This is a genomic window from Neisseria sp. P0008.S002, assembly GCF_051962805.1.
Classification (GTDB): domain Bacteria; phylum Pseudomonadota; class Gammaproteobacteria; order Burkholderiales; family Neisseriaceae; genus Neisseria; species Neisseria perflava.
The window spans coordinates 132,920-154,259 of record NZ_JBQCUY010000003.1 but is presented as its reverse complement, the minus strand read 5'-3'; the positions used below and the strand labels follow the sequence as shown (position 1 = coordinate 154,259).

Here is a 21,340-nt window from a genome sequence, read left to right as displayed (position 1 = left end):
TTCAGACGGCCTTTTTGATATTGTTATCCGAGAGCTTAATTGCAGTATTTATTGACGTCGTTTTGGTATTGCTTAATCAGGCTGTCGCGATTGGCCAAGCGTGCGCTTTCGGCGACTTGACGGTTGATTTTGGCGATTTTGCAGTTTTCCAGCTTGTTTTGGCGGTTTTGCTCTTCGATTTTTTTATTGCGCTCTTCGATTTGTTTGTTTTGTTCCGCAACCTGTTCGTTGGGCTGCTCGGCAACCGGCTCAGATGCCGCAACAGCAGGCGCAACGGCAGGTTTGACGTTGTGCGTGCGGATGTTGACCACGCCGGAACGCTTCGGTTGCAGACGGTTTGGCGTATCGGAATAGCTGTTGCCCGATGTGCCTTTCCAAGTGTAAACCTCGGCCGCGCCGGTCAGGGCGGCGGAAGAGAGAAGGGCTGCTATCAGACAGGTTTTGAGTACGGAAGATTTCATGGGTTTCCCTTATGTAAATGATGTTCTCATGCGGCTTATTTTACTTGAAACTGCAATGCGTTGGCATATTTTTGTACGCCAAATCAAATCATGTAAAAAAATAACGTTAAAACGTGTATTGCCAATGTTAGCATCAAGCCGGTGTGATATAATGCCGTGCATCTTGCACAAACTGAAAGACCGAGCATCATGCGTATTGTAGAAAAAGCCTATACTTTCGACGACGTTTTGTTGGTTCCAGCGCACTCAAACGTGCTGCCTCGAGATGTCAAACTTCAAACCAAACTCACCCGCGATATCACGCTCAACCTCCCTCTACTTTCTGCTGCAATGGATACCGTTACCGAAGCGCGTCTGGCCATCTCTATGGCTCAAGAAGGCGGCATCGGCATTATCCATAAAAACATGACGCCGGAGTTGCAAGCGCGTGCCGTTTCCAAAGTGAAGCGCCATGAGAGCGGTGTGGTGAAAGATCCCGTTACCGTTGCGCCGACCGCATTGATCCGCGAAGTCTTGGAAATGCGCGCACAACGCAAACGCAAAATGTCCGGTCTGCCTGTTGTTGAAAACGGCAAAGTGGTCGGTATCGTGACCAACCGCGACCTGCGTTTTGAAAACCGTGTCGATCTGCCGGTTTCTGCTATCATGACTCCCCGTGACCGTTTGGTTACCGTTCCTGAAGGTACCAGCATCGATGAAGCCCGCGAAATCATGCATGCGCACAAAGTTGAGCGCGTTTTGGTGTTAAATGACCAAGACGAACTCAAAGGTCTGATTACAGTTAAAGATATTCTGAAAACAACCGAATTCCCTAATGCCAACAAAGATGCCGAAGGCCGCCTGCGCGTCGGTGCCGCGGTGGGTACCGGCGGCGATACCGAAGAGCGCGTCAAAGCATTGGTAGAAGCAGGCGTGGACGTGATTGTGGTTGATACTGCCCACGGTCATAGCCAAGGCGTTATCGATCGCGTGCGCTGGGTAAAAGAAACCTACCCACACATCCAAGTCATCGGCGGCAACATCGCGACTGCTAAAGCTGCTTTGGATTTAGTCGCTGCCGGTGCGGATGCCGTTAAAGTCGGTATCGGCCCGGGCTCGATTTGTACGACCCGTATCGTGGCCGGCGTGGGCGTGCCTCAACTGACTGCGATTCACAATGTTTCCGAAGCCCTGAAAGGTACAGGCGTTCCCCTGATTGCTGACGGAGGTATCCGCTTCTCCGGCGATATTGCCAAAGCTCTGGCAGCAGGTGCATACAGCGTCATGCTGGGCGGTATGTTTGCCGGTACGGAAGAAGCTCCGGGTGAAATCGAACTTTACCAAGGCCGCTCTTACAAGTCTTACCGCGGCATGGGTTCGTTGGGTGCGATGAGCCAAGGCTCTGCCGACCGCTACTTCCAAGACAAAACCGACAGCACAGACAAATATGTTCCTGAAGGCATCGAAGGCCGCGTTCCTTACAAAGGTCCGATCGTGAACATCATCCACCAGCTGACCGGCGGCCTGCGCTCCAGCATGGGTTATTTGGGTTGCGCCAATATTGCTGAAATGCACGAGAAAGCAGAATTTGTGGAAATCACTTCTGCCGGTATGAGCGAATCTCACGTTCACGACGTACAAATCACCAAAGAAGCGCCTAACTACCATCGTTAAACGAGTATAAAAAGGTCGTCTGAAAATATTTCAGACGGCCTTTCTGTTTTTATAAGGTTTTAAAAATGAAGCAAATATTGCTTGCTGCCGTTATGCTTAGTATTTGGGGTGTGGTATTTGCCGAATAATTGGGAAGACAAACGCTTCACGCGCTCGAGCCAGAGTGCATCTGTTGAAATAATATGTATCAACCAGTACGTTCTGATCTAGGCGATTAAACCGAGTTTCAGACGGCCTTTTAAAAATCGTATTACAATAAGCCAAAATTAAAAACACATTCCATTATGTCCAAAAAAATCCTGATTATTACCCCAAGCTGGATTGGGGACTGCGTCATGACCCAACCGCTTTATCGCCGTTTGCATGAGCTGCATCCCGGCTGCACTATTGATGCTTTTGCGCCCAAATGGTCGATGGCCGTATTTGAGCGTATGCCTGAAATCAACCGTGTGATGGAAAACCCGTTTGGACATGGTGCGTTGGAATTAAAAAAACGCTGGCGTATCGGACGTGAATTGGGAAAAGAAGGCTATGATCAAGTAATTGTTTTGCCCGGTTCGCTCAAATCCGCCATTATTGCCTTGGCTGCGGGCATTAAGCAGCGTACGGGCTATGTTGGCGAGTCGCGCTATTTTTTGTTGAACGATATCCGCAAGTTGGATAAGGCCGCGTTGCCGTTGATGGTCGACCGCTATACTGCGCTGGCACATCCGACCCAAGCGGATTTTAACGGGCATTCCGATAATCCCTGTTTCACGATTGATTCCGAAAGCCGTCAAGCCGCTTTGGCAAAACATGGTTTGACGACGGATAAACCGATTTTGGCATTTTGTCCCGGTGCGGAATATGGCCCGGCCAAGCGTTGGCCTGCGCGTCATTTTGCCGAACTCGGCCGCCGATATTTGGCCGAGGGTTGGCAGGTTTGGCTGTTTGGTTCGCAAAAAGATTTCGATATTGCAGATGAAATCAACCAACTTTCAGACGGCCTGTGTACCAATCTTTGCGGCAAAACCAATCTTCCGGAGGCGATTGATCTGTTGTCTTGCGCCGATACGGTCGTGTGCAACGACAGCGGTCTGATGCATCTTGCGGCCGCGCTTGATCGGAAATTGGTTGCGGTTTACGGCTCATCCAGCCCTGACCATACGCCGCCTCTAAGCCAAAAGGCAAAAATCGTCAGCTTGAATTTGGATTGTTCGCCATGTTTTAAACGCGAATGTCCGTTAGGGCATACGGATTGTTTGAACAAGCTGACGCCGGATATGGTGCAAAAAGCAGCGGAAGAGCTGGCTCGTTCGGCGTAATCCAATAAAGCTTAGATGGAAAGTAGTAAAGGGCAGATTTGAGTCTGCCTTTTGATTTTTCATTTCTTTGATTTCTTAACGAAAGGCCGTCTGAAAATTATATTTCAGACGGCCTTTTTTGGTTTCAATATATCCGATTATTTTTGATGCAGATTGTAAACGTATTCGACTTCTTCGCGGCTGCCCATGAATACGGCAACACGTTGGTGCAGGCCGGTAGGTTGGATGTCGAGCATGGCTTCGATGGCGTTGTTTGATGCGCCGCCGGCTTGTTCCATAAGCAGGCTCATCGGGTTGGCTTCGTACATCAGGCGCAGTTTGCCCGGTTTGGATGGGTCGCGTTTGTCTTGCGGATACATGAATACGCCGCCGCGCATCAGGATGCGGTGGATTTCGGCAACCATGCTGGCTACCCAGCGCATATTGTAGTTTTTGCCGCGTACGCCGGTTTCGCCTGCCAGCAATTCGTCAATGTATTGTTGAACAGGGGTGAACCAATGTCTTTGGTTGGACATATTGATGGCGAATTCTTTAGTAGACTCGGGAACGCGCGGATTTTCTTTGGTCAGCAGGAATTGGTTGGCATCGTCCAGAGTGAAGACGAACACGCCGTGACCGACAGTCAGTACCAGTTGTGTTTGCGGACCGTATAAAACATAACCTGCGGCCACTTGGTCGCGGCCTTTTTGCAGGAAGGACTCGGTAGTTAATGCGCCTTCTGGTTTCGCCAAGATGGAGAAGATGGTGCCGACGGAGATGTTGACGTCGATATTGGAAGAGCCGTCCAACGGGTCAAACAATACCAAATAGCCGCCGTTTTCGTGTGTGGCGACATAGGTGTCTTCTTCTTCGCTGGCAAGGCCTGCGATGTTGGCATTGGCTTTTAAAACATCAATCATGATGTTGTTGGCAATGACGTCAAGTTTCTTTTGGTCTTCGCCTTGGATGTTGCCGGTACCTGCCATGCCCAAAACGCCGGAAAGCGCGCCGAGGCGGACTTTGGCGTTGATGTCCAAACAGGCGGCGGCTACGGATTCCAGTACGCTGGCCAGCTCTTGCGGCAGTTTGTGTTCGGGCAGGTGTTGGGCTAAGAATTGGTTCAGTGTCTTCATGGTTTCACTCTTTTCCTAAGTTTGAATCGAATATTTTTCAATTTCAGGCCGTCTGAAAACGGCGTGTTCATTTGGTTTTGCTCTCGGCCATGCCTAAAACTTCTTTAGTGCAGGCGATGCTGGTGTCTTTGATGCGTTTTTTCAGCTCGTCGCTGATGGAGTCGCTGCCGCCCAAAAGCGATGTCGCTTCTTCAGGATTGATTTGGTCGACTGTTTTTTCGCCGATGCAGCGGCAGATTTTTTCAGTGGTCGCGGAATCAAACGGGCTTTTTCCGGAGGCTTTTTCTACGCAGGCTTCGGTTGCCGAGCGGACAAATTCGGTGCGGAAACTTTGGGTAAATTCTTCTTTAAATTCGTTTTTTGCTGATTCGCTGCACGCGCAGAGCAGGAGTGTGCAGGCTAGGGGTGTGCGTATATTCATGAGTGGACGGCCGTTAATTGTTATGTTGTGAATTGTAGTGGAAAAAGGCTTAAGTATAAAGGGTTAAGGCCGTCTGAACAGGTATGGCGGCAAAATCAAAGCGTTTGGGTATACGTTCAGACGGCAGTGTTTATTTCGTTTTGCTTTCCAATACATAATGCGCGCCGACATCTTGCGCCAAAATTTTGGCAAGTTCGGGCAGATTGTTTTGCAACTGTTCGGCAAGCATATAGGGCGGGTTGATGACGAACATGCCGCTGCCGTGCATACCGAAGCCGTCGCTGCGCGGCGTATGGACATGAAGCTCGGCGTGCAGATAATTGTCGGGAGCGATTTTTTTGAGTTCGTCCGGAAGTTTGCGGCTTTCTTCGCGGCTCAAGCAGGGATACCAAACCATGTAGCAGCCGGTTTCAAAGCGTTTTAAAGCATCTTTCAAGACTTGGACGACACGGCGGTAGTCTTGTTTTTCTTCGTAGGGCGGATCAATCAAGACGGCGGCGCGGCGCGGCGGAGGAGGCAGAAGTGAAATCAAACCTTGATAACCGTCCGCTTGGCTGACCTGCACTTTACGCGCAGGGCGAACTTCGCGCATATTGTTTTGTAAATGGACAAAATCGGCAGGGTGCAGCTCAAAGAGGCGCATTTTGTCGCTGTCGCGCGTGAGCGCCTGTGCTAGCCAAGGCGAGCCGCAGTAAAGGTTGTCTTGCGGCAGTATTTGTTTCAGACGGCCCACAAATTCGGCCAATTCGGCAGGCAGCTTGTCAGCTTGTTCCAAGAGCACAAAGCCTTGTTTGTATTCGCCGACTTTTTGCGCTTCATCGCCGCTCAAATCATACAAACCGGCACCGCTGTGCGTATCGATATACCAATAGGGCTTGTCTTTGCGGTTGAAATATTCGAGGACGAGGAAGAGGGTAAAGTGCTTGAGCATATCGGCATGGTTGCCGGCATGGAAGGCGTGGCGGTAGCTGAGCATGATCGGGCTGCGGAAATAAAAATTCGATTATACCCCAAACCATCGCCATCACCGCTTTCAGACGGCCTTTGTGCCTGGAAAATGCTACAATATCCGCCTTATCGTACCATCGGAAAGAAGACATCATGTTTACAGGCATCGTACAAGGTATGGGCAAAATTACAGACATCGCCCAACCTTCGCCCGACTTTCGTACCCACACAGTTGAGCTGCCCCCCGAAATCGCCGACAATCTGCAAACCGGCGCCTCTGTCGCCAACAATGGTTGCTGCCTGACCATTACCCGAATCGACGGCAACAAAGTCAGCTTTGATTTGATGGACGAGACCTTACGTAAAACCAATCTCGGCAGCTTGAAAGTCGGCGACAGTGTCAATTTGGAACGCGCGGCGCGGTTTGGCGATGAAATCGGCGGCCATGTAATGAGCGGCCATGTGATGGCGGTTACCCGAATTTCCCGAATTGAATCAAGCGAGTTCAACCGTACAGTTTGGTTTGAGCTGCCGGAAAACCTCAAGCCCTACATCCTGACCAAAGGCTTTGTCGGTTTGGACGGTTGCAGCCTGACCATAGGTGAAATCAGCGACAGCGAATTTTGCGTACACCTGATTCCGGAGACTTTGGAGCGCACCCTGTTTGGCAGCCGCAAAGAAGGCGACCTCATTAATATTGAAATCGATCCGCAAACCCAAGCCGTTGTCGATACCGTGATGCGAGTATTGGCGCAAAAGGCCGTCTGAAAAAAAGAAAGCCGAAATGAAATTATCCAATTTTTTGAAAAAAGCGAATTCCGTTTTAAACCGTCTGGATTTAATCCTGCCTGACGAAGCCGGTAAAACCGACTGGCGCGCTTTGGCCTACCGTTGGCACAGCGTGGGCAAAAAAGGCATTTTGGAAAGCCTGCCACGTCCGCATACGTTTCCTTTGAGCAGATTGGCGGCAGTCGGTTCGCAAACCGACAGGCTGAAACGCAATACCGAGCAATTTTTGGCAGGCCGTCCGGCAAATAATGTCTTGATGACCGGCGCACGCGGTACGGGCAAATCTTCCTTGGTTAAAGCGTTGTTACACGAATACGCCGAGCGCGGCCTGCGACTGATTGAGGTGGATAAAAGCGATTTGATCAGCTTACCGGCTTTGTTGACGCTGTTGTCTGAGCGTCCCGAGAAATTTATCGTTTTCTGCGATGATTTGTCGTTTGAAACCGGTGATGAGACCTATAAAGCCTTGAAAACTGCTTTAGACGGCGGACTGTCGCAACGTTGCACCAATGTTTTGGTTTATGCCACTTCCAACCGCCGTCATTTAATTCCTGAATACATGGATGAAAACGGCGGTACTACGGGCACTCGCGGCGAAATTCATCAGAAAGAGGCCGTCGAGGAGAAAATCTCCCTTTCCGACCGCTTCGGTTTGTGGCTGAGTTTTTATCCTTTCGATCAAAACGATTATTTGACCGCCGTAGCCAACTGGTTGGAAGATTTCAATGTTCCTTTTGATGACACGGCACGCCAAGCCGCGTTGCAATGGGCGCAAATGCGCGGCAGCCGTTCAGGCCGTTCGGCATGGCAGTTTGCCTGCGACTGGGCAGGTCGGTTGCCGGAAGAAAGAGTGCTGGATTAAGGCGAAAAAAGCAAAGGCCGTCTGAATATGGTTTCAGACGGCCTTTTTGTATTTTTATTTATCCATCAGCGCAAGCATGAAGACAACCATTGCTGGCGTTGGCGCGGATTGAGCAGATGGTAGAGGCGGTATTGGATTTCCATTTCATCTACCGCATAGTCCATGCTGGAGAGGTAGCGGTTTTCAACATAATCGCGGGCGGCGTTTGAGTCGAATGAGTCGCCGGAGAGGATTTTGATGATGGTTTGACGGCGGTTGCGGTCGGAGCGTACAGTTTTACGGTAGGCTTTATCGTTGATTTGTTTGAAATCGGTACGCAGGCGGCGCAGGGCGGCGTGTTGGTCGGCGGATAAATTGAGCTGTCGGATGTCGCAATTCGGGTGAAAGTCGTCCAAAGTGGCCAGAAACGGACCGGCATGTGCAGGCAGACTGGAACAGAGTAGGGCAAGTGCTAAGAAAATAAAAGTCGGATAGCGGGAAAGTGCAACAGACACGGTGTTTTCCTAATGTTTCATCAGGTTTGGAAATATAACCGATAAGCGTGTGAAAGGCAGTATCAATGCAGTTAACTTTTGTTAATGATGTTAGATTTTTTTGAATGTGTATGTAATCTAATAATTTATTTTCAAAGCCTTACTATGTGATTATAAGTTTCATTAATGTATATGAAATGTAAATTCACAAAAATGACGGCAGAGACGTTGTCGGCGGCATACAACATAGGGTTAAAAATGCGATAATGACAAAGGAACACACTTTAGGAGAATAAACATGACCGACTACCGTATTGCCCCTAGTATTTTGTCTGCCGATTTTGCCCGTTTGGGCGAAGAGGTTGCCGAAGTTATCCGCGCGGGTGCGGATTTGATTCATTTTGACGTGATGGACAATCATTATGTGCCGAATCTGACTTTCGGCCCTATGGTTTGTGCGGCTTTGAAACCGTATGCAACCGTGCCGGTCGATGTGCATTTGATGGTTGAGCCGGTGGACGATTTGATTCATGCGTTTGCCAAATCCGGTGCCAATATCATTACCTTTCATCCCGAAGCCAGCCGCCATGTCGACCGCAGCTTGGGTTTGATTAAAGAATACGGCTGTCAGGCAGGCTTGGTATTGAATCCTGCTACGCCGGTTAATATTCTGGAAAACGTTTTGGACAAACTGGATATGGTGTTGCTGATGTCGGTCAACCCGGGCTTTGGCGGGCAAAGCTTTATCCCGAATACGCTGGTGAAAATCCGCAAAGTGCGCGAGATGTTGGACGAGTATGAACGGCAAAGCGGCCGCCATATCGCATTGGAAGTCGATGGCGGCGTGAAGACAGACAATATTGCTGAAATTGCGGCGGCGGGTGCGGATACGTTTGTCGCCGGTTCGGCAATTTTTGGCAAACCGGATTACAAAGCCGTTATCGATGAAATGCGTCAACAGTTGGCGCAAGTCGGATAACTAAGCCGGGATATTCTTGTTTTTTCAAACTTTGAAATAGCAATATTGAATATTAAAGGCCGTCTGAAATGATTTTCAGACGGCCTTTTGTTTTAGCCTAAACCCTTACAGCGGCCATTTCAATGCAGGATTGCTTTCAATGACTGCTTTGAATTGGTTTTGAATACGCTCAATCGCTTCTTGCGTATCCGCTTCAAAACGCAATACCAAAATCGGCGTGGTATTGGAAGCACGCATCAGGCCGAAGCCGTCAGGGAATTCAACGCGCAAGCCGTCGATGGTGATGATTTCGGTCGCACCTTCAAACTTGGCATTGGCAGCCAGCTCTTCAATCACTTTGTGCCCGTTGCTGCCTTCCGGCAGGTCGATGTTGAGTTCCGGAGTAGAAATGCTTTGCGGTAGCTTGTTCAACACTTCGGACGGATTGTCGAAGGCAGACAGGATTTCCAAGAGGCGTGCGCCGGCATACATACCGTCATCGAAGCCGAACCAGCGTTCTTTAAAGAAAACGTGACCGCTCATTTCGCCGGCAACCAGTGCGCCGGTTTTTTTCATGGTGGATTTGATGAAGCTGTGGCCGGTTTTTTCCATCACAGGATCGCCGCCGTGTTCTTTAATCCAAGGTGCGAGCAGGCGGGTGGATTTGACGTCGAAAATCACTTTGGCTTTAGGATTGCGGCTCAACACGTCTTGCGCGAAAAGCATCAGTTGGCGGTCTGGATAGATGATGTTGCCGTCTTTGGTGACCACGCCCAAGCGGTCGGCATCGCCGTCAAATGCCAAGCCGATTTCAGCATTGCCGTTTTTGAGCTCGACGATGAGGTCTTGCAGGTTTTTCGGTTTGGACGGATCAGGGTGGTGATTAGGGAAATTGCCGTCCACTTCGCAGAAAAGTTCGGTCACTTCGTTGCCCAAACCTTTGTAGAGTTTGCCTGCAAATGCGCCGCCGACACCGTTGCCCGCGTCAATCACGATTTTCATCGGGCGTTTGATTTTGATGTGGCCGACGATGTTGTTGTGGTATTCGCCGGAGATGTCTTTTTCGGTTACGCTGCCTTGTTTGTCGGCGGCAACAAAACCGTCTTTCTCAACAATAGCTAAAAGTTCTTGAATGGCTTCGCCTGCGAGCGTGTCGCCGCCGAGCATCATTTTGAAACCGTTGTAATCGGGCGGATTGTGGCTGCCGGTAATCATCACGCCGCTGCCGCCGCATTCGTTGATGGCTGCGAAGTAAAGCATAGGAGTGGCAACCATGCCGACGTTGAGGACATCGATGCCGCTGTCTGTAAAACCGCGTTGAATTTGTGCCATCAGGCCGGGGCCGCTCAAACGGCCATCGCGGCCGAGTGCGATGCGGGTAATGCCTTTTTCGGAGGCTTTGGTGGCAATGGCTTTGCCGATTAAGTAGGCAGCTTCGTCAGTCAGAGTTTTACCGACGATGCCCCGGATGTCGTAGGCTTTGAAAATGTCGCGGGCGATATTTGCCATGTGGATTTCCTTTGAATTTAAGGGAAAATAATAGGCGTTATTCTAACACGGCTAAAAGGCCGTCTGAAGAATTCAGACGGCCTTTTGTCGTTACATCAAAGAACAGTGTTGCTTGGACGAATCAATTGTTGAAAGTGTTGCACTGGTTGATGTCGCCGCTTTCCAAACCGCGCTTGAGCCAAGTCATGCGTTCTTCGGACGAGCCATGAGTAAAGCTGTCGGGAACGACATAGCCCTGAGCCTGTTTCTGCAAGCGGTCATCACCGACGGATTCGGCAGCAAGCATGGCTTTTTGAATGTCTTCGGCTTTGAAGATGTTGTTGTTGACGGCGTAGTGTCCCCAAATACCGGCGAAACAGTCGGCCTGCAATTCGAGTTTGACGGAAAGGGCATTGGCCTCTTTCTTGCCGACTTGCTGTTGCATTTTGTGGACTTTAGGCAGAATGCCGAGCAGGTTTTGAACGTGATGGCCGACTTCATGGGCAATAACGTAGGCAAACGCAGCATCGCTGGCAGATTTGAGTTTGGTGCGCATGTCTTCGTAGAAACTCAAATCCAAATAAACTTTTTGGTCGCCCGGGCAGTAAAACGGACCCATGGCAGATTGGCCCGTACCGCAGGCGGTGGACGTGCCGCCTTCATACAACACCATGGTTGCCGGTGTATAGCGTTGGCCGTGTTGTTGGAAATATTTGCTCCATGCTTTTTCCGTATCGGCAAGGACGACGCGGGACAGTTCGTTCAACTCGGCTTCTTGTTGGCTGTCGAGTCGGGAAGCTTGCTGGGTAGGAATGCCCATCGAAGATGAGCCGCCAACCAAACCGCTCAAATCCACGCCGTAATATGCGCCGACCAAAACCACGATAATGCCGAGTATGCCCGGTGTTTTGCCGCCACCGCCGCCACTGCTTCCGCGGCGATCTTCGACGTTTTGGCTTTGTTCACGACCTTTCCAATCCATAATGCGTATCCTGTGTAGTTTTCATGCGGCGGATTATACTATGGAATGTCAAATGTGTTTGATCGAATTGTGAATATTGCTTGAGGCCGTCTGAAAATGCGACATCGGGAAAGTGAAAACGGCAGTATCTTTCAGACGGCCTTGGTGTTTGTTAGAATGAACAAACCTACTATTGGGAGATATAAGATGAAAGTCAGCAGTAAAGCTATTGTCAACGGCGAATTTGAAGACAAATACGGCAAGCGCGGCAGCCAGTTCAGCCCGAGCGGTATGCCTTCTTATTCGATTCCTTTTGAGATCAAAGATGCACCTGAAGGAACAAAATCGTTTGCCGTGGTGTTGGAAGACAAAGATGCCATTTCGGCATCGGGTTTCGTATGGACGCATTGGTTGATTTCGGATTTGAAACGTACTTCCGTGGCAGAAAATGAAAGTATTTCTGCAACAGATTTCACACAGGGTGCGAACACTTGGGCAAGCGCGTTGGGTAAATTTGAAATCGAAGAGGCCTCGTTTTACGGCGGTATGGCGCCACCGAACAACCGTCATCGTTATGAGTTGATTGTGTACGCGTTGGATACCGTTTTGGATTTGCCGCGCGGTTTCCGCTTTAATGAGTTGCATTTTGCCATGCAGGGCCATGTTTTGGATTCGGCATGCGTGGTCGGTACTTATGATGTGTGACGGTATGCGTCATTATTGAAAAAAGCCTGTCCGAGTTAAAAACGGACAGGCTGTTTTTATGAGAAATCAAATCAATTAAACCACTTCGGCTTTAGTGATGATGACAGGTTCGCTCGGTACGTCGTCGTGGTAACCGTGACGTTTGGTAGAAACGCCTTCGATGGCATCGACAACGTCAAAACCGTCAACGACTTTACCGAATACGGCATAGCCCCAGTCTTGGACAACGGTTTTGCCGTACAGCTCTTTAGAACGGAAGTTCAGGAAGGCGTTGTCGGCGGTGTTGATGAAGAATTGCGCGCTGGCAGAGTGAGGATCAGAAGTACGCGCCATAGCGATGGTGTATTTCTCGTTAGGTAAACCGTTGGACGCTTCGTTTTGAATCGGATCGCGGGTTTCTTTTTCGTTCATGTTTTCATCCATGCCGCCGCCTTGAATCATGAAGCCTTTGATAACACGGTGGAAGATTACGCCGTCGTAGAAGCCGTCTTTAACGTATTGCTCGAAGTTTTTAGCAGTAACGGGGGCTTTGTCGAAATCGAGTTCGATTTTGATGTCGCCTTTGTTGGTGTGCAGGATAATCATGGGTTTCCTTTCGTTAGAATCCGGTTTTGAATCATTCGTTAAATTGTGTCTGAACGACAAACTTCAAGGCCGTCTGAAAAATTTTCTTTCAGACGGCCTTGTTGTTTAGGTCGATGGTTTACATCAGTACAGCATAAGCCCACAGAGCAACCAATACTACGCAGAGGATGTTTAGCAATAAGCCGACATTCATCATTTCGCGTTGTTTGATTAAGCCTGTACCGAACACAATCGCGTTAGGCGGTGTGGCAACCGGCAACATGAAGGCACAAGATGCGCCGACACCGATGACGAATACCAAGACTTGTTCCGGCAGGCCCATTTGCGCGGCAATGCTGGCGAAAATAGGCACAAGCAGAGCGGCGGAAGCCGTGTTACTGGTGAACTCGGTCAGGAAGATGATGAAGGTGGCAACCACGAAAATCACCAGCAATGCAGGAGAATGGGAGAATGTGGAAGCAACTTGCTGACCCAGTGCTTCAGATGCACCGGAAGATTGCAGCAACGCGCTCAAGCTGATACCACCACCGAAGAGCATCAATACACCCCAGTCGGTATTGCGGGCAACTTCTTTCCATTGCGCCACGCCGAATACGACAACGGCAACGGCGGCAATCAGGGCGATAACGGTATCAGGGTTGGAAATGCCGAATGCAGCTTTGATTTTGGAGCTGAATACCCAAGCAACGGCAGCTGCCAAGAAAATCAACAGCGCGATAACGCGGTGCAAAGTCCAAGGGATAGATTCGGCTTTAACTTCCACGCGCTCGTTCAAATTAGGCTTGAGGATGACGTACATGGAGAACAGCATCAGCGGCAGAATCAACAGCATCATCGGCAGGCCGAGCTTCATCCAGCCGACGAAGTCCAAGTTCAGCGCTTTGGCGGCAATCATGTTCGGCGGAGAACCGACCACGGTACCTAAGCCGCCGATACTGGCGCAGTAGGCGATGCCGAGCAGAACGAAAACATAGGTTTTGCGTTCTTTTTCTTGATCGAGGTGGCTCATCATACCCATGGCCAAAGGCAGCATCATTGCGGCAGTCGCAGTGTTACTGATCCACATAGACAGGAAGGCGGTAACGGCAAACAGCATCAACACGGCAACTTTCATATTTCCGCGGGAGAGGCGCAACAGGCTGACGGCGATTTTACGGTCGAGACGCTGCATGTGCAGGGCGGTTGCAAGCGCGAAGCCGCCGAAGAAAATATAAATCGTCGGGTCGGAGAAACCTGCCATCGCTTTTTTGATGTCCATATCCGGGAAGCCGAGTACAACGGCAAGGATAGGGATCATCAGTGCGGTAACGGTAATGTGTACGGCTTCGGTAAACCAAAGTGCCGCAACGAAAATCAACAGCGCGATACCTTTGTTGGCATCAGGGCTATAAGGAAGTATGTAATAAATGCCGAAGCAGACGACGGCGGAGATGATGGTGGTCAGCAGGCCTTTAAAGTCGGTAATCGGCTTTTGTGCACTGAGCAGCTCGACGTTTTCCGGATGCTGGGTTTTGTCCTTTGCGTGCAGATCCATAGAATGTTCCTCTGAAGTTTGCTGGTTTTTCTTTTACGCTTGTGCCGGCCGTTTTCAGACGGCCTGACAACGACAGTATATTTGTAATTTAATGTAGTGTAAATAAATTGTAAATTATTTTTTAAAATAAAATAAAAAACGGACAAGCAGCAGGAAGGCTGTTTGTCCGTTCGATTAGGAAAGTGATTGGATTTTAAACATTTTGCGTCAGATTGTCTTGTTCCTTAAACAACAAGCCGCAAACGGCCAGACCTGCCGCCGCCAGCAAGGCTCCGGCAATGCCGATATTGGAAAGACCGAACCAGACGGTTACATAATGCCCCAAAAGTGCACCGCCGCCGATGCCGACATTGTACAAACCTGAATAAATCGAGTTGGCCACATCTGTCGCGTCGGAAGCAAACGTCAATACTTTTGAGACCATGCCCAAACTGACGATGACGATGGCCACGCCCCAAATAAACACCAGCGCGTACACCGCATAAGGGAAAGAGGCAAACGGCAGAAGCAGCAGAGCAGAGAGCAGGATGACCGCCACCGCGCCAAGCATAAACAGGCGTTGCGATTTGGCAAACCATTTGCCAAACAGATAAGAAGCGGCGAAGCCTGCCAAACCGTACAGGCTCAAAACGATGGTAACTTGTTCAGCCTTAAATCCGCCAACTTGCAACACAAAAGGCTCGATATAGCTGTATGCCGTGAAATGGGCTGTAATAATCAACACCGTCATGGCATAGAGCAACATCAGGTTGCGGCGTTTGAACAAACTCGGCAGGCTGCTTAAAGAACCGGTATTCTGGCTGGGTAAAGCAGGTAGGTTTTTGGCCAACACCAGCATTACGCCGGCGGCGCAGACCCCAATCAGCAGGAAGCTGAGCTGCCAGCCGAAGTATTGCCCAACCACTCGCCCCAGCGGAATACCCAATACCATCGCCAAAACCGTACCCGTACTGAGCAGGCCCAAAGCCTGATTGGTTTTGCCGGTGGGTGCAAGCCGTACCGCCAAAGAAGCCGTAATCGACCAAAAGACAGCGTGTGTCAGCGCAATACCAATACGGCTGATCAAGAGGATGTTGAAGTTCCAAGAAAAGAACGACAGCGCGTGGAATACGACGAATAATGCAAACAACGCCAGCAATAATTTGCGCCGTTCGATGTTTTTCGTCATCAGCATTAGCGGCAGAGACAGCAACGCCACAATCCACGCATACACCGTGATCATCATGCCTACTTCCGTTGCCTGCATTTTGAAGCTTTGGCCAATATCGCTCAAAAGCGCAATCGGAATGTATTCGGTGGTATTGAAAATAAACGCCCCCACCGCCAGAGCGCATACGCTAACCCATTGTTTGAATGTTGAAGTCATTATTATGTCCGTTTGATGAAGCAAAAGGCGTTATTGTACACCTATCTGCATTTTTCAGACGGCCTTAATGAAGAATTTGCAAGCTGTTTGTGTAAGGAGTAAAGTATTTGGCAACCATATTTGATTTGTGTGAATGAAAGGAAATACAAATGCAAACTGTTACCCTCAACATCGATGGCATGACCTGTGGCGGCTGCGTGAAAAGCGTAACCCGTCTTTTGGAAGGCGTAGAAGGCGTGGAAAAAGCAGAAGTCAGCTTGGAAAACAAAAATGCAGTGATTACTTTTGATGAAAGCAAGACAGATACCGATGCGCTGATTGATGCCGTAGAAGATGGCGGCTACGATGTGGCTTTGTAACCGATAAGCGTATTTTGAAAAGGCCGTCTGAAACGCTTCAGACGGCCTCTGTCTCTTGATAACTTACTTTTTGCCATTATTTGGATTACACCGCCACACGGGTAAACAAAAGTTTTCGCGCATATCTGAAGCAAAGCGGCGGCAAGTGGCTGCCGTATTACGACGAGGCCTGTACCAAACCGTTAGCGGCCGACTAAGGCTACCTGAAACTTTTCAGGTAGCCTGTTTCTATTCTGCCCAAGCCGCCTAACGCTCCTCCAGCCCGGCCAAAATCGCACAATCCGGGCAGTCGTCTCCCGCGCAGGCATCGTGCCAACGTTGCAGCTCGGCCACCATGCCCTGCAAGCGTTCGATTTTGGCTTCCAGCTCGGCGATGTGCCGCGCGGTGAGCGTTTTCACTTCGCGGCTGGTACGCTGCGGGTTGTGTTGCAGGCTCAAAAGCTGCCCGATCTGCGGCAGCGAAAAGCCCACTTCCCGCGCATGGCGGATAAAGCGCAGCCGGACAAGGTCGGCCTGTCCGTAGCGGCGGTAGCCCGCTTCGCTGCGCGCGGCCGGAGCGATTAGGCCGTGCTTTTCGTAGTCGCGGATTTGTTTGGCGGAAAGGCCGCTCTCGGCCGCAGCCTGGCTGATGTTCATCATGATGCTTGACCTTTACTTCGGGTAAAGCTTTATAGTGGCGGCACTTAGCGGGAAAGCAAGAGCAGACCCATCATTTCAGGTTACCTGAAAGCTTTGGCTGCAACGGGCTTTAAAACCTCAGCCTCATTCCAACAGAAAGGAAACCCTATGCAAACCATCACATTAAACATCGAAGGCATGACTTGCGGCGGCTGCGTGAAAAGCGTTACCAGCATCCTCGAAGGCGTAAACGGCGTGGACAAGGCCGAAGTGAGCCTGGAAAACAAGAATGCCGTCGTGGAATTCGACCCCGCCCAAACCAACCCCGCCGCGCTGATAGAAGCGGTGGAAGACGGCGGCTTTGATGCGGCTTTGTAAATCGAATCGCAACAAATCGACTGCAACACCCCAAAGGCTACCTGAAAACCCTGCTCCGCTTTTTTCAGGTAGCCCAATCACATTCAGAAGGAAGAAACCATGCAACAAAAAGTCCGTTTCCAAATCGAAGGCATGACCTGTCAGGCCTGCGCTTCTCGTATTGAAAAAGTGTTGAACAAAAAAGATTTTGTCGAATCGGCAGGGGTAAACTTTGCCAGCGAGGAGGCGCAGGTTACGTTTGACGACAGCAAAACTTCCGCTGCCGACATCGCCAAAATCATTGAGAAAACCGGTTACGGCGCAAAGGAAAAAACGGAAGATACATTGCCGCAACCTGAAGCAGAACACCATATCGGCTGGAGGCTGTGGCTTTTGCTGGCCATTAATATTCCGTTTTTAATCGGCATGGTAGGCATGATGATCGGGCGGCACGATTGGATGATTCCGCCTGTATGGCAATTTGTACTGGCAAGCATAGTGCAACTTTGGCTGGCCATCCCGTTTTACAAAAGCGCGTGGGCGAGCATTAAGGGCGGACTGGCGAATATGGACGTGTTGGTTACCATCGGTACGGTGTCGATTTACCTGTATTCCGTCTATATGCTGTTTTTCAGCCCGCACGCGGCGCACGGCATGGCACACGTGTATTTTGAAGTAGGCGTGATGGTGATTGGTTTTGTGTCGCTGGGCAAATTTTTGGAACACCGCACCAAAAAATCCAGCCTGAACAGCTTGGGCTTGCTGCTCAAACTCACGCCGACCCAAGTCAACGTGCAACGCGATGGCGAATGGAAACAACTGCCCATCGACCAAGTGCAAATCGGCGACCTTATCCGCGCCAACCACGGCGAACGCATTGCCGCCGACGGCATCATCGAGAGCGGCAGCGGTTGGGCGGATGAGAGCCATCTTACCGGCGAATCCAACCCCGAAGAGAAAAAAGCGGGCGGCAAAGTGTTGGCGGGTGCGTTGATGACCGAAGGCAGCGTGGTGTACCGCGCCACACAACTCGGCAGCCAAACCCTGCTTGGCGACATGATGAACGCGCTGTCCGAAGCGCAGGGCAGTAAAGCGCCGATTGCGCGCGTGGCCGATAAAGCAGCGGCGGTATTCGTGCCAACTGTCGTGGGCATTGCGCTTCTGACTTTTATCGCCACTTGGCTGGTTAAGGGCGATTGGACGATTGCGCTGATGCACGCCGTTGCCGTTTTGGTAATTGCTTGTCCGTGCGCGCTCGGTCTGGCGACCCCTGCCGCGATTATGGTCGGCATGGGCAAAGCAGTGAAACACGGCATTTGGTTTAAAGACGCAGCGGCAATGGAGGAAGCCGCCCACGTCGATGCCGTCGTGTTGGACAAAACCGGCACGCTGACCGAAGGCAGACCGCAGGTTGCCGCCGTTTATTGCGTTCCCGACAGCGGCTTTGACGAAGACGCTTTGTACCGCATCGCTGCCGCCGTCGAACAAAACGCCGCCCACCCGCTCGCGCGCGCCATCGTTTCCGCCGCCCAAGCGCGTGGTTTGGAAATCCCCACTGCACAAAACGCGCAAACCGTTGTCGGCGCAGGCATTACCGCCGAAGTCGAAGGAGTGGGTTTGGTGAAAGCGGGCAAAGCCGAATTTGCCGAACTGACCTTGCCGAAGTTTTCAGACGGCGTTTGGGATATTGCAAGCATTGTTGCAGTCTCAGTCGATAACAAACCTATCGGCGCATTCGCACTTGCCGACGCGTTGAAAGCCGATACCGCCGAAGCCATAGGCCGTCTGAAAAAACACAATATCGATGTCTATATTATGAGCGGCGACAACCAAGGCACGGTCGAATACGTCGCCAAACAACTGGGTATCGCACACGCCTTTGGCAACATGAGTCCGCGCGATAAAGCTGCCGAAGTGCAGAAACTCAAAGCTGCCGGCAAAACCGTGGCCATGGTCGGCGACGGCATCAACGACGCTCCCGCACTCGCCGCCGCCAACGTCAGCTTCGCCATGAAAGGCGGTGCGGACGTTGCCGAACACACCGCATCCGCTACGCTGATGCAGCATTCGGTTAATCAGCTCGCCGATGCCCTGCTGGTGTCGCAGGCAACTTTGAAAAACATTAAGCAAAACCTGTTTTTCGCCTTCTTCTACAATATTTTGGGCATTCCGCTTGCCGCACTCGGCTTTTTAAACCCCGTCATCGCAGGCGCGGCAATGGCGGCAAGCTCGGTTTCGGTATTGGGTAATGCCTTGCGCCTGAAACGGGTGAATATTGAGTGATAATATAAAGGCCGTCTGAAGACTGTTTTTTCAGACGGCCTGTCATCAAGTATTTTTGGAGAAATAATCAGATGAAAACACTTCGTTTATTGTTTGGTTTAGCATTGGTTGCCACTGCATTTAGCGTGCAGGCTGAGGATTACAGCGAGAAGCAGCACGATAAGCTGATACGGGAATGCAATCGGAACAATCTGGAGAGTTGCGTCACTGCGGCCATTTGGATGCGCGATTATCTTGAAGCGCCTGCTCATGCGTATCCGTTTCTGAAAAAAGCCTGTGATGGCGGCAATATGCGCGGCTGCAATGTTTTGGGTAATCTGTATCTCAATCCGTCCAGCGGTTTGGGCATGGATTATGCCGCAGCGGTCAAGCTCTACGAACGGGCCTGTAAAGGCGGTTATGAAAATGCCTGTACCAATCTTGAAGAAACTAAAGCAGAGATGGCGCAAGGCAATACACCAGACCGCGACAGTCGTTTAAATCAATTAAGCCAATCTTGTGCTTTAGAAAACGAATCCGCTTGCCAGGCATTAATGCTGGAAATGCAACGTTGAGCGTCACGCTGAGGCCGTCTGAAACATTGTTTTTTTCAGACGGCCTTTAATCATATTTTCTGATTTTGAGATCCAAGCGGGAGTATGTCGTATGGACATGATGTTGTTTACCAATATTGTATTGATTGTTTTATGTATTTTTACCATGTTGCTGGTGTGGTCGCGCAACTGGAAACGCAAGCAGGCGTATTTTGAGAAAATCAAAAGCAATCCGGAAAACCTCAAATGGGTTGGGCAAAATCTGACCGGTCAGGAATGGAAGGATTTGAAAGTCGTAAGCGACCGTTTTGGTCTGCCCATGTTGCAGGCCAAGCAATTAATTGATTTTTATAAAAACAGTCAGCTCTAATTGATGATTTAACGATAGAACTTGACTGAAGTTAAGGCCGTCTGAAATAGCACTCTTATAATAATATAAGTGATATTTCAGACGGCCTTGCTGTTGATTCAAATAAAGGGAGGAGAACAAAAATGACCGTTTACTTAATCGGCGACTCCGTTCGGCTTGCTTCGGAGCCTTACACGCGCGCCGCTTTGCCTGAGGTGGATATTGTTTCTCCATCGGAAAACTGCCGTTCGTCGCATGATGTGTTAGAGCATATCAGGCAATGGACAGAGGGCGCGACTGTGGGAGACATTATCCACATCAATTGCGGTTTGCACGACATCCGCTACAATCAAGGCTGTAACGGGCCGGTGGCCGATATAGAAACCTACCGCAGCAACCTGACCCAAATTTTCGATTATCTGAAACAGACAGGGGCAAAAATTATTTGGGCGAGCAGTACGCCGTTTTTGGAAAGCGTACACAATATCGTCAAACCCTCGCGCCGCTATCTGGCCGACTTGAAGGCCTATAACCGTGTGGCGGAGGATTTGGCAAGGCAATATGGTTTTACCGTCAATGATTTATACAGTCTGATGTTTGAGCAGGATTTGACCGATGTGATGCTGTGCGATGGACTTCATTTCAATGAGTTCGGCAGTAAGATGATAGGCGAGGCAGTAGCCGAAGCGATATTGAAACAGTTGTGCTAACTTGACGTAATCCATTTTTATTATGTTTTTAATATTGAGACAGACTTTAAGTTGCAACCCAATATCTATTGGGGTATAGTGATTACTCTTATCAACATGAAACTAAGAAGGAATAAATGATGACTGGCAAATTAGATCAAATCAGCGGTGAAGTAAAAGAGAAAGCCGGCGAAGTTCTTGACGATTCCAAACTCAAAGCTGAAGGCGTAGTTCAACAAGGCGTCGGTAAGACAAAAGAAGTTGCTGCGGATGCTAAAGAAAAAGCAGAAAACTTTGCAGGTGAAGCCAAAGAAAAAGCGGCGCACTTCGCAGGCGAGGCTAAAGAAAAAGTAGAAAACTTTGCAGGTGAAGCTAAAGAAAAAGCAGCTCATTTAGCCGGTGAAGCCAAAGAGAAAGTAGCACACTTGGCTGAAGAAGCCAAAGAAAAAGCTGAAGGCTTGATTAATGATATTAAAAGCAAATTTTAATATTTAAAGAATAAAAGGCCGTCTGAAAGATTTTTCAGACGGCC

The 21,340-nt window shown here is 50.0% G+C and carries 24 protein-coding genes; 13 read left to right on the top strand and 11 right to left on the bottom strand.

Going from position 1 to position 21,340, the window contains the following annotated elements; translation table 11 throughout:
• Positions 1-35: 35 nt before the first annotated feature.
• Positions 36-461: a DUF4124 domain-containing protein gene (locus tag ACTHSA_RS04435; protein ID WP_070625407.1), complete on the bottom strand. Its 426-nt coding sequence runs from the start codon at positions 459-461 to the stop codon at positions 36-38.
• A gap of 189 nt (positions 462-650) precedes the next feature.
• On the opposite strand from ACTHSA_RS04435, the gene guaB reads away from it, so the two are divergent.
• Positions 651-2,114: an IMP dehydrogenase gene (gene guaB / locus ACTHSA_RS04430; protein WP_003678893.1), complete on the top strand. Its 1,464-nt coding sequence runs from the start codon at positions 651-653 to the stop codon at positions 2,112-2,114.
• Positions 2,115-2,398: 284 nt separating this feature from the next.
• Positions 2,399-3,418: a lipopolysaccharide heptosyltransferase II gene (gene waaF, locus ACTHSA_RS04425; RefSeq protein ID WP_004519841.1), complete on the top strand. Its 1,020-nt coding sequence runs from the start codon at positions 2,399-2,401 to the stop codon at positions 3,416-3,418.
• A gap of 137 nt (positions 3,419-3,555) precedes the next feature.
• On the opposite strand, the gene ACTHSA_RS04420 is transcribed toward waaF, so the two are convergent.
• The 3 genes from ACTHSA_RS04420 to ACTHSA_RS04410 form a co-directional block, all read right to left on the bottom strand.
• Entirely contained in the window at positions 3,556-4,530 is a 975-nt protein-coding gene (locus tag ACTHSA_RS04420; protein ID WP_440378815.1) for a class 1 fructose-bisphosphatase, read from the bottom strand.
• Positions 4,531-4,597: 67 nt separating this feature from the next.
• Positions 4,598-4,951 (bottom strand): hypothetical protein, encoded by a 354-nt coding sequence (locus tag ACTHSA_RS04415; protein WP_049344694.1) that lies wholly within the window; start codon positions 4,949-4,951, stop codon positions 4,598-4,600.
• A gap of 130 nt (positions 4,952-5,081) precedes the next feature.
• Positions 5,082-5,927 (bottom strand): 23S rRNA (adenine(2030)-N(6))-methyltransferase RlmJ, encoded by an 846-nt coding sequence (locus tag ACTHSA_RS04410; RefSeq protein ID WP_049344693.1) that lies wholly within the window; start codon positions 5,925-5,927, stop codon positions 5,082-5,084.
• Between the two features lie 125 nt (positions 5,928-6,052).
• Here ACTHSA_RS04410 and ACTHSA_RS04405 point away from each other — a divergent pair, with 125 nt between their 5' ends.
• Entirely contained in the window at positions 6,053-6,667 is a 615-nt protein-coding gene (locus ACTHSA_RS04405) for a riboflavin synthase subunit alpha (RefSeq protein WP_049344692.1), read from the top strand.
• A 16-nt stretch (positions 6,668-6,683) separates the two neighbouring features.
• The gene (locus ACTHSA_RS04400) at positions 6,684-7,550 is read left to right on the top strand and encodes an ATP-binding protein (protein WP_049336551.1); all 867 of its coding nucleotides are present in this window, start codon (positions 6,684-6,686) and stop codon (positions 7,548-7,550) included.
• 65 nt (positions 7,551-7,615) lie between these two features.
• Here ACTHSA_RS04400 and ACTHSA_RS04395 read toward each other — a convergent pair whose 3' ends face one another.
• Entirely contained in the window at positions 7,616-8,044 is a 429-nt protein-coding gene (locus ACTHSA_RS04395; protein ID WP_049336552.1) for a Spy/CpxP family protein refolding chaperone, read from the bottom strand.
• A gap of 277 nt (positions 8,045-8,321) precedes the next feature.
• Between ACTHSA_RS04395 and rpe the strand changes: the two genes are divergently transcribed.
• Complete coding sequence (rpe, locus tag ACTHSA_RS04390) at positions 8,322-9,002, top strand: ribulose-phosphate 3-epimerase (protein ID WP_070625401.1); 681 nt, start codon at positions 8,322-8,324, stop codon at positions 9,000-9,002.
• A gap of 105 nt (positions 9,003-9,107) precedes the next feature.
• Here the strand turns inward: rpe and ACTHSA_RS04385 are convergent, their stop codons facing one another.
• Both ACTHSA_RS04385 and ypfJ read right to left on the bottom strand, forming a co-directional pair.
• On the bottom strand, positions 9,108-10,490 hold the full coding sequence (locus ACTHSA_RS04385) for a phosphomannomutase/phosphoglucomutase (RefSeq protein WP_070625399.1): 1,383 nt from the start codon (positions 10,488-10,490) through the stop codon (positions 9,108-9,110).
• 121 nt (positions 10,491-10,611) lie between these two features.
• The gene (gene ypfJ, locus ACTHSA_RS04380; RefSeq protein WP_004519832.1) at positions 10,612-11,451 is read right to left on the bottom strand and encodes a KPN_02809 family neutral zinc metallopeptidase; all 840 of its coding nucleotides are present in this window, start codon (positions 11,449-11,451) and stop codon (positions 10,612-10,614) included.
• 186 nt (positions 11,452-11,637) lie between these two features.
• Between ypfJ and ACTHSA_RS04375 the strand changes: the two genes are divergently transcribed.
• Positions 11,638-12,135, top strand: coding sequence for a YbhB/YbcL family Raf kinase inhibitor-like protein (locus ACTHSA_RS04375; protein ID WP_039862157.1), 498 nt, complete (start codon positions 11,638-11,640; stop codon positions 12,133-12,135).
• Positions 12,136-12,210: 75 nt separating this feature from the next.
• On the opposite strand, the gene ACTHSA_RS04370 is transcribed toward ACTHSA_RS04375, so the two are convergent.
• The 3 genes from ACTHSA_RS04370 to ACTHSA_RS04360 form a co-directional block, all read right to left on the bottom strand.
• Complete coding sequence (locus ACTHSA_RS04370; RefSeq protein ID WP_004519830.1) at positions 12,211-12,720, bottom strand: peptidylprolyl isomerase; 510 nt, start codon at positions 12,718-12,720, stop codon at positions 12,211-12,213.
• 118 nt (positions 12,721-12,838) lie between these two features.
• Positions 12,839-14,254 (bottom strand): SLC13 family permease, encoded by a 1,416-nt coding sequence (locus ACTHSA_RS04365; RefSeq protein WP_070625397.1) that lies wholly within the window; start codon positions 14,252-14,254, stop codon positions 12,839-12,841.
• A gap of 193 nt (positions 14,255-14,447) precedes the next feature.
• Positions 14,448-15,620, bottom strand: a complete 1,173-nt coding sequence (locus ACTHSA_RS04360; RefSeq protein WP_107737529.1) for a sugar transporter — start codon at positions 15,618-15,620, stop codon at positions 14,448-14,450.
• A 149-nt stretch (positions 15,621-15,769) separates the two neighbouring features.
• Here ACTHSA_RS04360 and ACTHSA_RS04355 point away from each other — a divergent pair, with 149 nt between their 5' ends.
• On the top strand, positions 15,770-15,979 hold the full coding sequence (locus ACTHSA_RS04355) for a heavy-metal-associated domain-containing protein (RefSeq protein WP_004519826.1): 210 nt from the start codon (positions 15,770-15,772) through the stop codon (positions 15,977-15,979).
• Between the two features lie 246 nt (positions 15,980-16,225).
• On the opposite strand, the gene cueR is transcribed toward ACTHSA_RS04355, so the two are convergent.
• Positions 16,226-16,618 carry a Cu(I)-responsive transcriptional regulator gene (gene cueR, locus ACTHSA_RS04350; RefSeq protein ID WP_049336562.1) on the bottom strand — a complete coding sequence of 131 codons (393 nt, stop codon included), beginning with the start codon at positions 16,616-16,618 and terminating at the stop codon, positions 16,226-16,228.
• A 147-nt stretch (positions 16,619-16,765) separates the two neighbouring features.
• Here cueR and ACTHSA_RS04345 point away from each other — a divergent pair, with 147 nt between their 5' ends.
• The 6 genes from ACTHSA_RS04345 to ACTHSA_RS04320 all read left to right on the top strand — a co-directional run bounded on the left by ACTHSA_RS04345 (position 16,766) and on the right by ACTHSA_RS04320 (position 21,296).
• Complete coding sequence (locus ACTHSA_RS04345) at positions 16,766-16,975, top strand: heavy-metal-associated domain-containing protein (protein WP_003674677.1); 210 nt, start codon at positions 16,766-16,768, stop codon at positions 16,973-16,975.
• Between the two features lie 99 nt (positions 16,976-17,074).
• A complete protein-coding gene (locus ACTHSA_RS04340) occupies positions 17,075-19,237 on the top strand; it encodes a heavy metal translocating P-type ATPase (protein WP_070504807.1) in 2,163 nt (720 codons plus the stop codon).
• 71 nt (positions 19,238-19,308) lie between these two features.
• The gene (locus ACTHSA_RS04335) at positions 19,309-19,791 is read left to right on the top strand and encodes a sel1 repeat family protein (RefSeq protein ID WP_070504810.1); all 483 of its coding nucleotides are present in this window, start codon (positions 19,309-19,311) and stop codon (positions 19,789-19,791) included.
• Between the two features lie 91 nt (positions 19,792-19,882).
• Positions 19,883-20,140, top strand: a complete 258-nt coding sequence (locus tag ACTHSA_RS04330; RefSeq protein WP_049329664.1) for a hypothetical protein — start codon at positions 19,883-19,885, stop codon at positions 20,138-20,140.
• 122 nt (positions 20,141-20,262) lie between these two features.
• The gene (locus tag ACTHSA_RS04325) at positions 20,263-20,829 is read left to right on the top strand and encodes an SGNH/GDSL hydrolase family protein (RefSeq protein ID WP_440378814.1); all 567 of its coding nucleotides are present in this window, start codon (positions 20,263-20,265) and stop codon (positions 20,827-20,829) included.
• A gap of 116 nt (positions 20,830-20,945) precedes the next feature.
• Positions 20,946-21,296 carry a CsbD family protein gene (locus ACTHSA_RS04320; RefSeq protein WP_003747074.1) on the top strand — a complete coding sequence of 117 codons (351 nt, stop codon included), beginning with the start codon at positions 20,946-20,948 and terminating at the stop codon, positions 21,294-21,296.
• Positions 21,297-21,340: the final 44 nt, after the last annotated feature.

Coding starts and splice junctions, on each gene's coding strand:
- ACTHSA_RS04435 (WP_070625407.1), bottom strand. CDS start 461: ATGAAATCTTCCGTACTCAAAACCTGTCTGATAGCAGCCCTTCTCTCT.
- guaB (WP_003678893.1), top strand. CDS start 651: ATGCGTATTGTAGAAAAAGCCTATACTTTCGACGACGTTTTGTTGGTT.
- waaF (WP_004519841.1), top strand. CDS start 2,399: ATGTCCAAAAAAATCCTGATTATTACCCCAAGCTGGATTGGGGACTGC.
- ACTHSA_RS04420 (WP_440378815.1), bottom strand. CDS start 4,530: ATGAAGACACTGAACCAATTCTTAGCCCAACACCTGCCCGAACACAAA.
- ACTHSA_RS04415 (WP_049344694.1), bottom strand. CDS start 4,951: ATGAATATACGCACACCCCTAGCCTGCACACTCCTGCTCTGCGCGTGC.
- ACTHSA_RS04410 (WP_049344693.1), bottom strand. CDS start 5,927: ATGCTCAGCTACCGCCACGCCTTCCATGCCGGCAACCATGCCGATATG.
- ACTHSA_RS04405 (WP_049344692.1), top strand. CDS start 6,053: ATGTTTACAGGCATCGTACAAGGTATGGGCAAAATTACAGACATCGCC.
- ACTHSA_RS04400 (WP_049336551.1), top strand. CDS start 6,684: ATGAAATTATCCAATTTTTTGAAAAAAGCGAATTCCGTTTTAAACCGT.
- rpe (WP_070625401.1), top strand. CDS start 8,322: ATGACCGACTACCGTATTGCCCCTAGTATTTTGTCTGCCGATTTTGCC.
- ACTHSA_RS04385 (WP_070625399.1), bottom strand. CDS start 10,490: ATGGCAAATATCGCCCGCGACATTTTCAAAGCCTACGACATCCGGGGC.
- ypfJ (WP_004519832.1), bottom strand. CDS start 11,451: ATGGATTGGAAAGGTCGTGAACAAAGCCAAAACGTCGAAGATCGCCGC.
- ACTHSA_RS04375 (WP_039862157.1), top strand. CDS start 11,638: ATGAAAGTCAGCAGTAAAGCTATTGTCAACGGCGAATTTGAAGACAAA.
- ACTHSA_RS04370 (WP_004519830.1), bottom strand. CDS start 12,720: ATGATTATCCTGCACACCAACAAAGGCGACATCAAAATCGAACTCGAT.
- ACTHSA_RS04365 (WP_070625397.1), bottom strand. CDS start 14,254: ATGGATCTGCACGCAAAGGACAAAACCCAGCATCCGGAAAACGTCGAG.
- ACTHSA_RS04360 (WP_107737529.1), bottom strand. CDS start 15,620: ATGACTTCAACATTCAAACAATGGGTTAGCGTATGCGCTCTGGCGGTG.
- ACTHSA_RS04355 (WP_004519826.1), top strand. CDS start 15,770: ATGCAAACTGTTACCCTCAACATCGATGGCATGACCTGTGGCGGCTGC.
- cueR (WP_049336562.1), bottom strand. CDS start 16,618: ATGATGAACATCAGCCAGGCTGCGGCCGAGAGCGGCCTTTCCGCCAAA.
- ACTHSA_RS04345 (WP_003674677.1), top strand. CDS start 16,766: ATGCAAACCATCACATTAAACATCGAAGGCATGACTTGCGGCGGCTGC.
- ACTHSA_RS04340 (WP_070504807.1), top strand. CDS start 17,075: ATGCAACAAAAAGTCCGTTTCCAAATCGAAGGCATGACCTGTCAGGCC.
- ACTHSA_RS04335 (WP_070504810.1), top strand. CDS start 19,309: ATGAAAACACTTCGTTTATTGTTTGGTTTAGCATTGGTTGCCACTGCA.
- ACTHSA_RS04330 (WP_049329664.1), top strand. CDS start 19,883: ATGGACATGATGTTGTTTACCAATATTGTATTGATTGTTTTATGTATT.
- ACTHSA_RS04325 (WP_440378814.1), top strand. CDS start 20,263: ATGACCGTTTACTTAATCGGCGACTCCGTTCGGCTTGCTTCGGAGCCT.
- ACTHSA_RS04320 (WP_003747074.1), top strand. CDS start 20,946: ATGATGACTGGCAAATTAGATCAAATCAGCGGTGAAGTAAAAGAGAAA.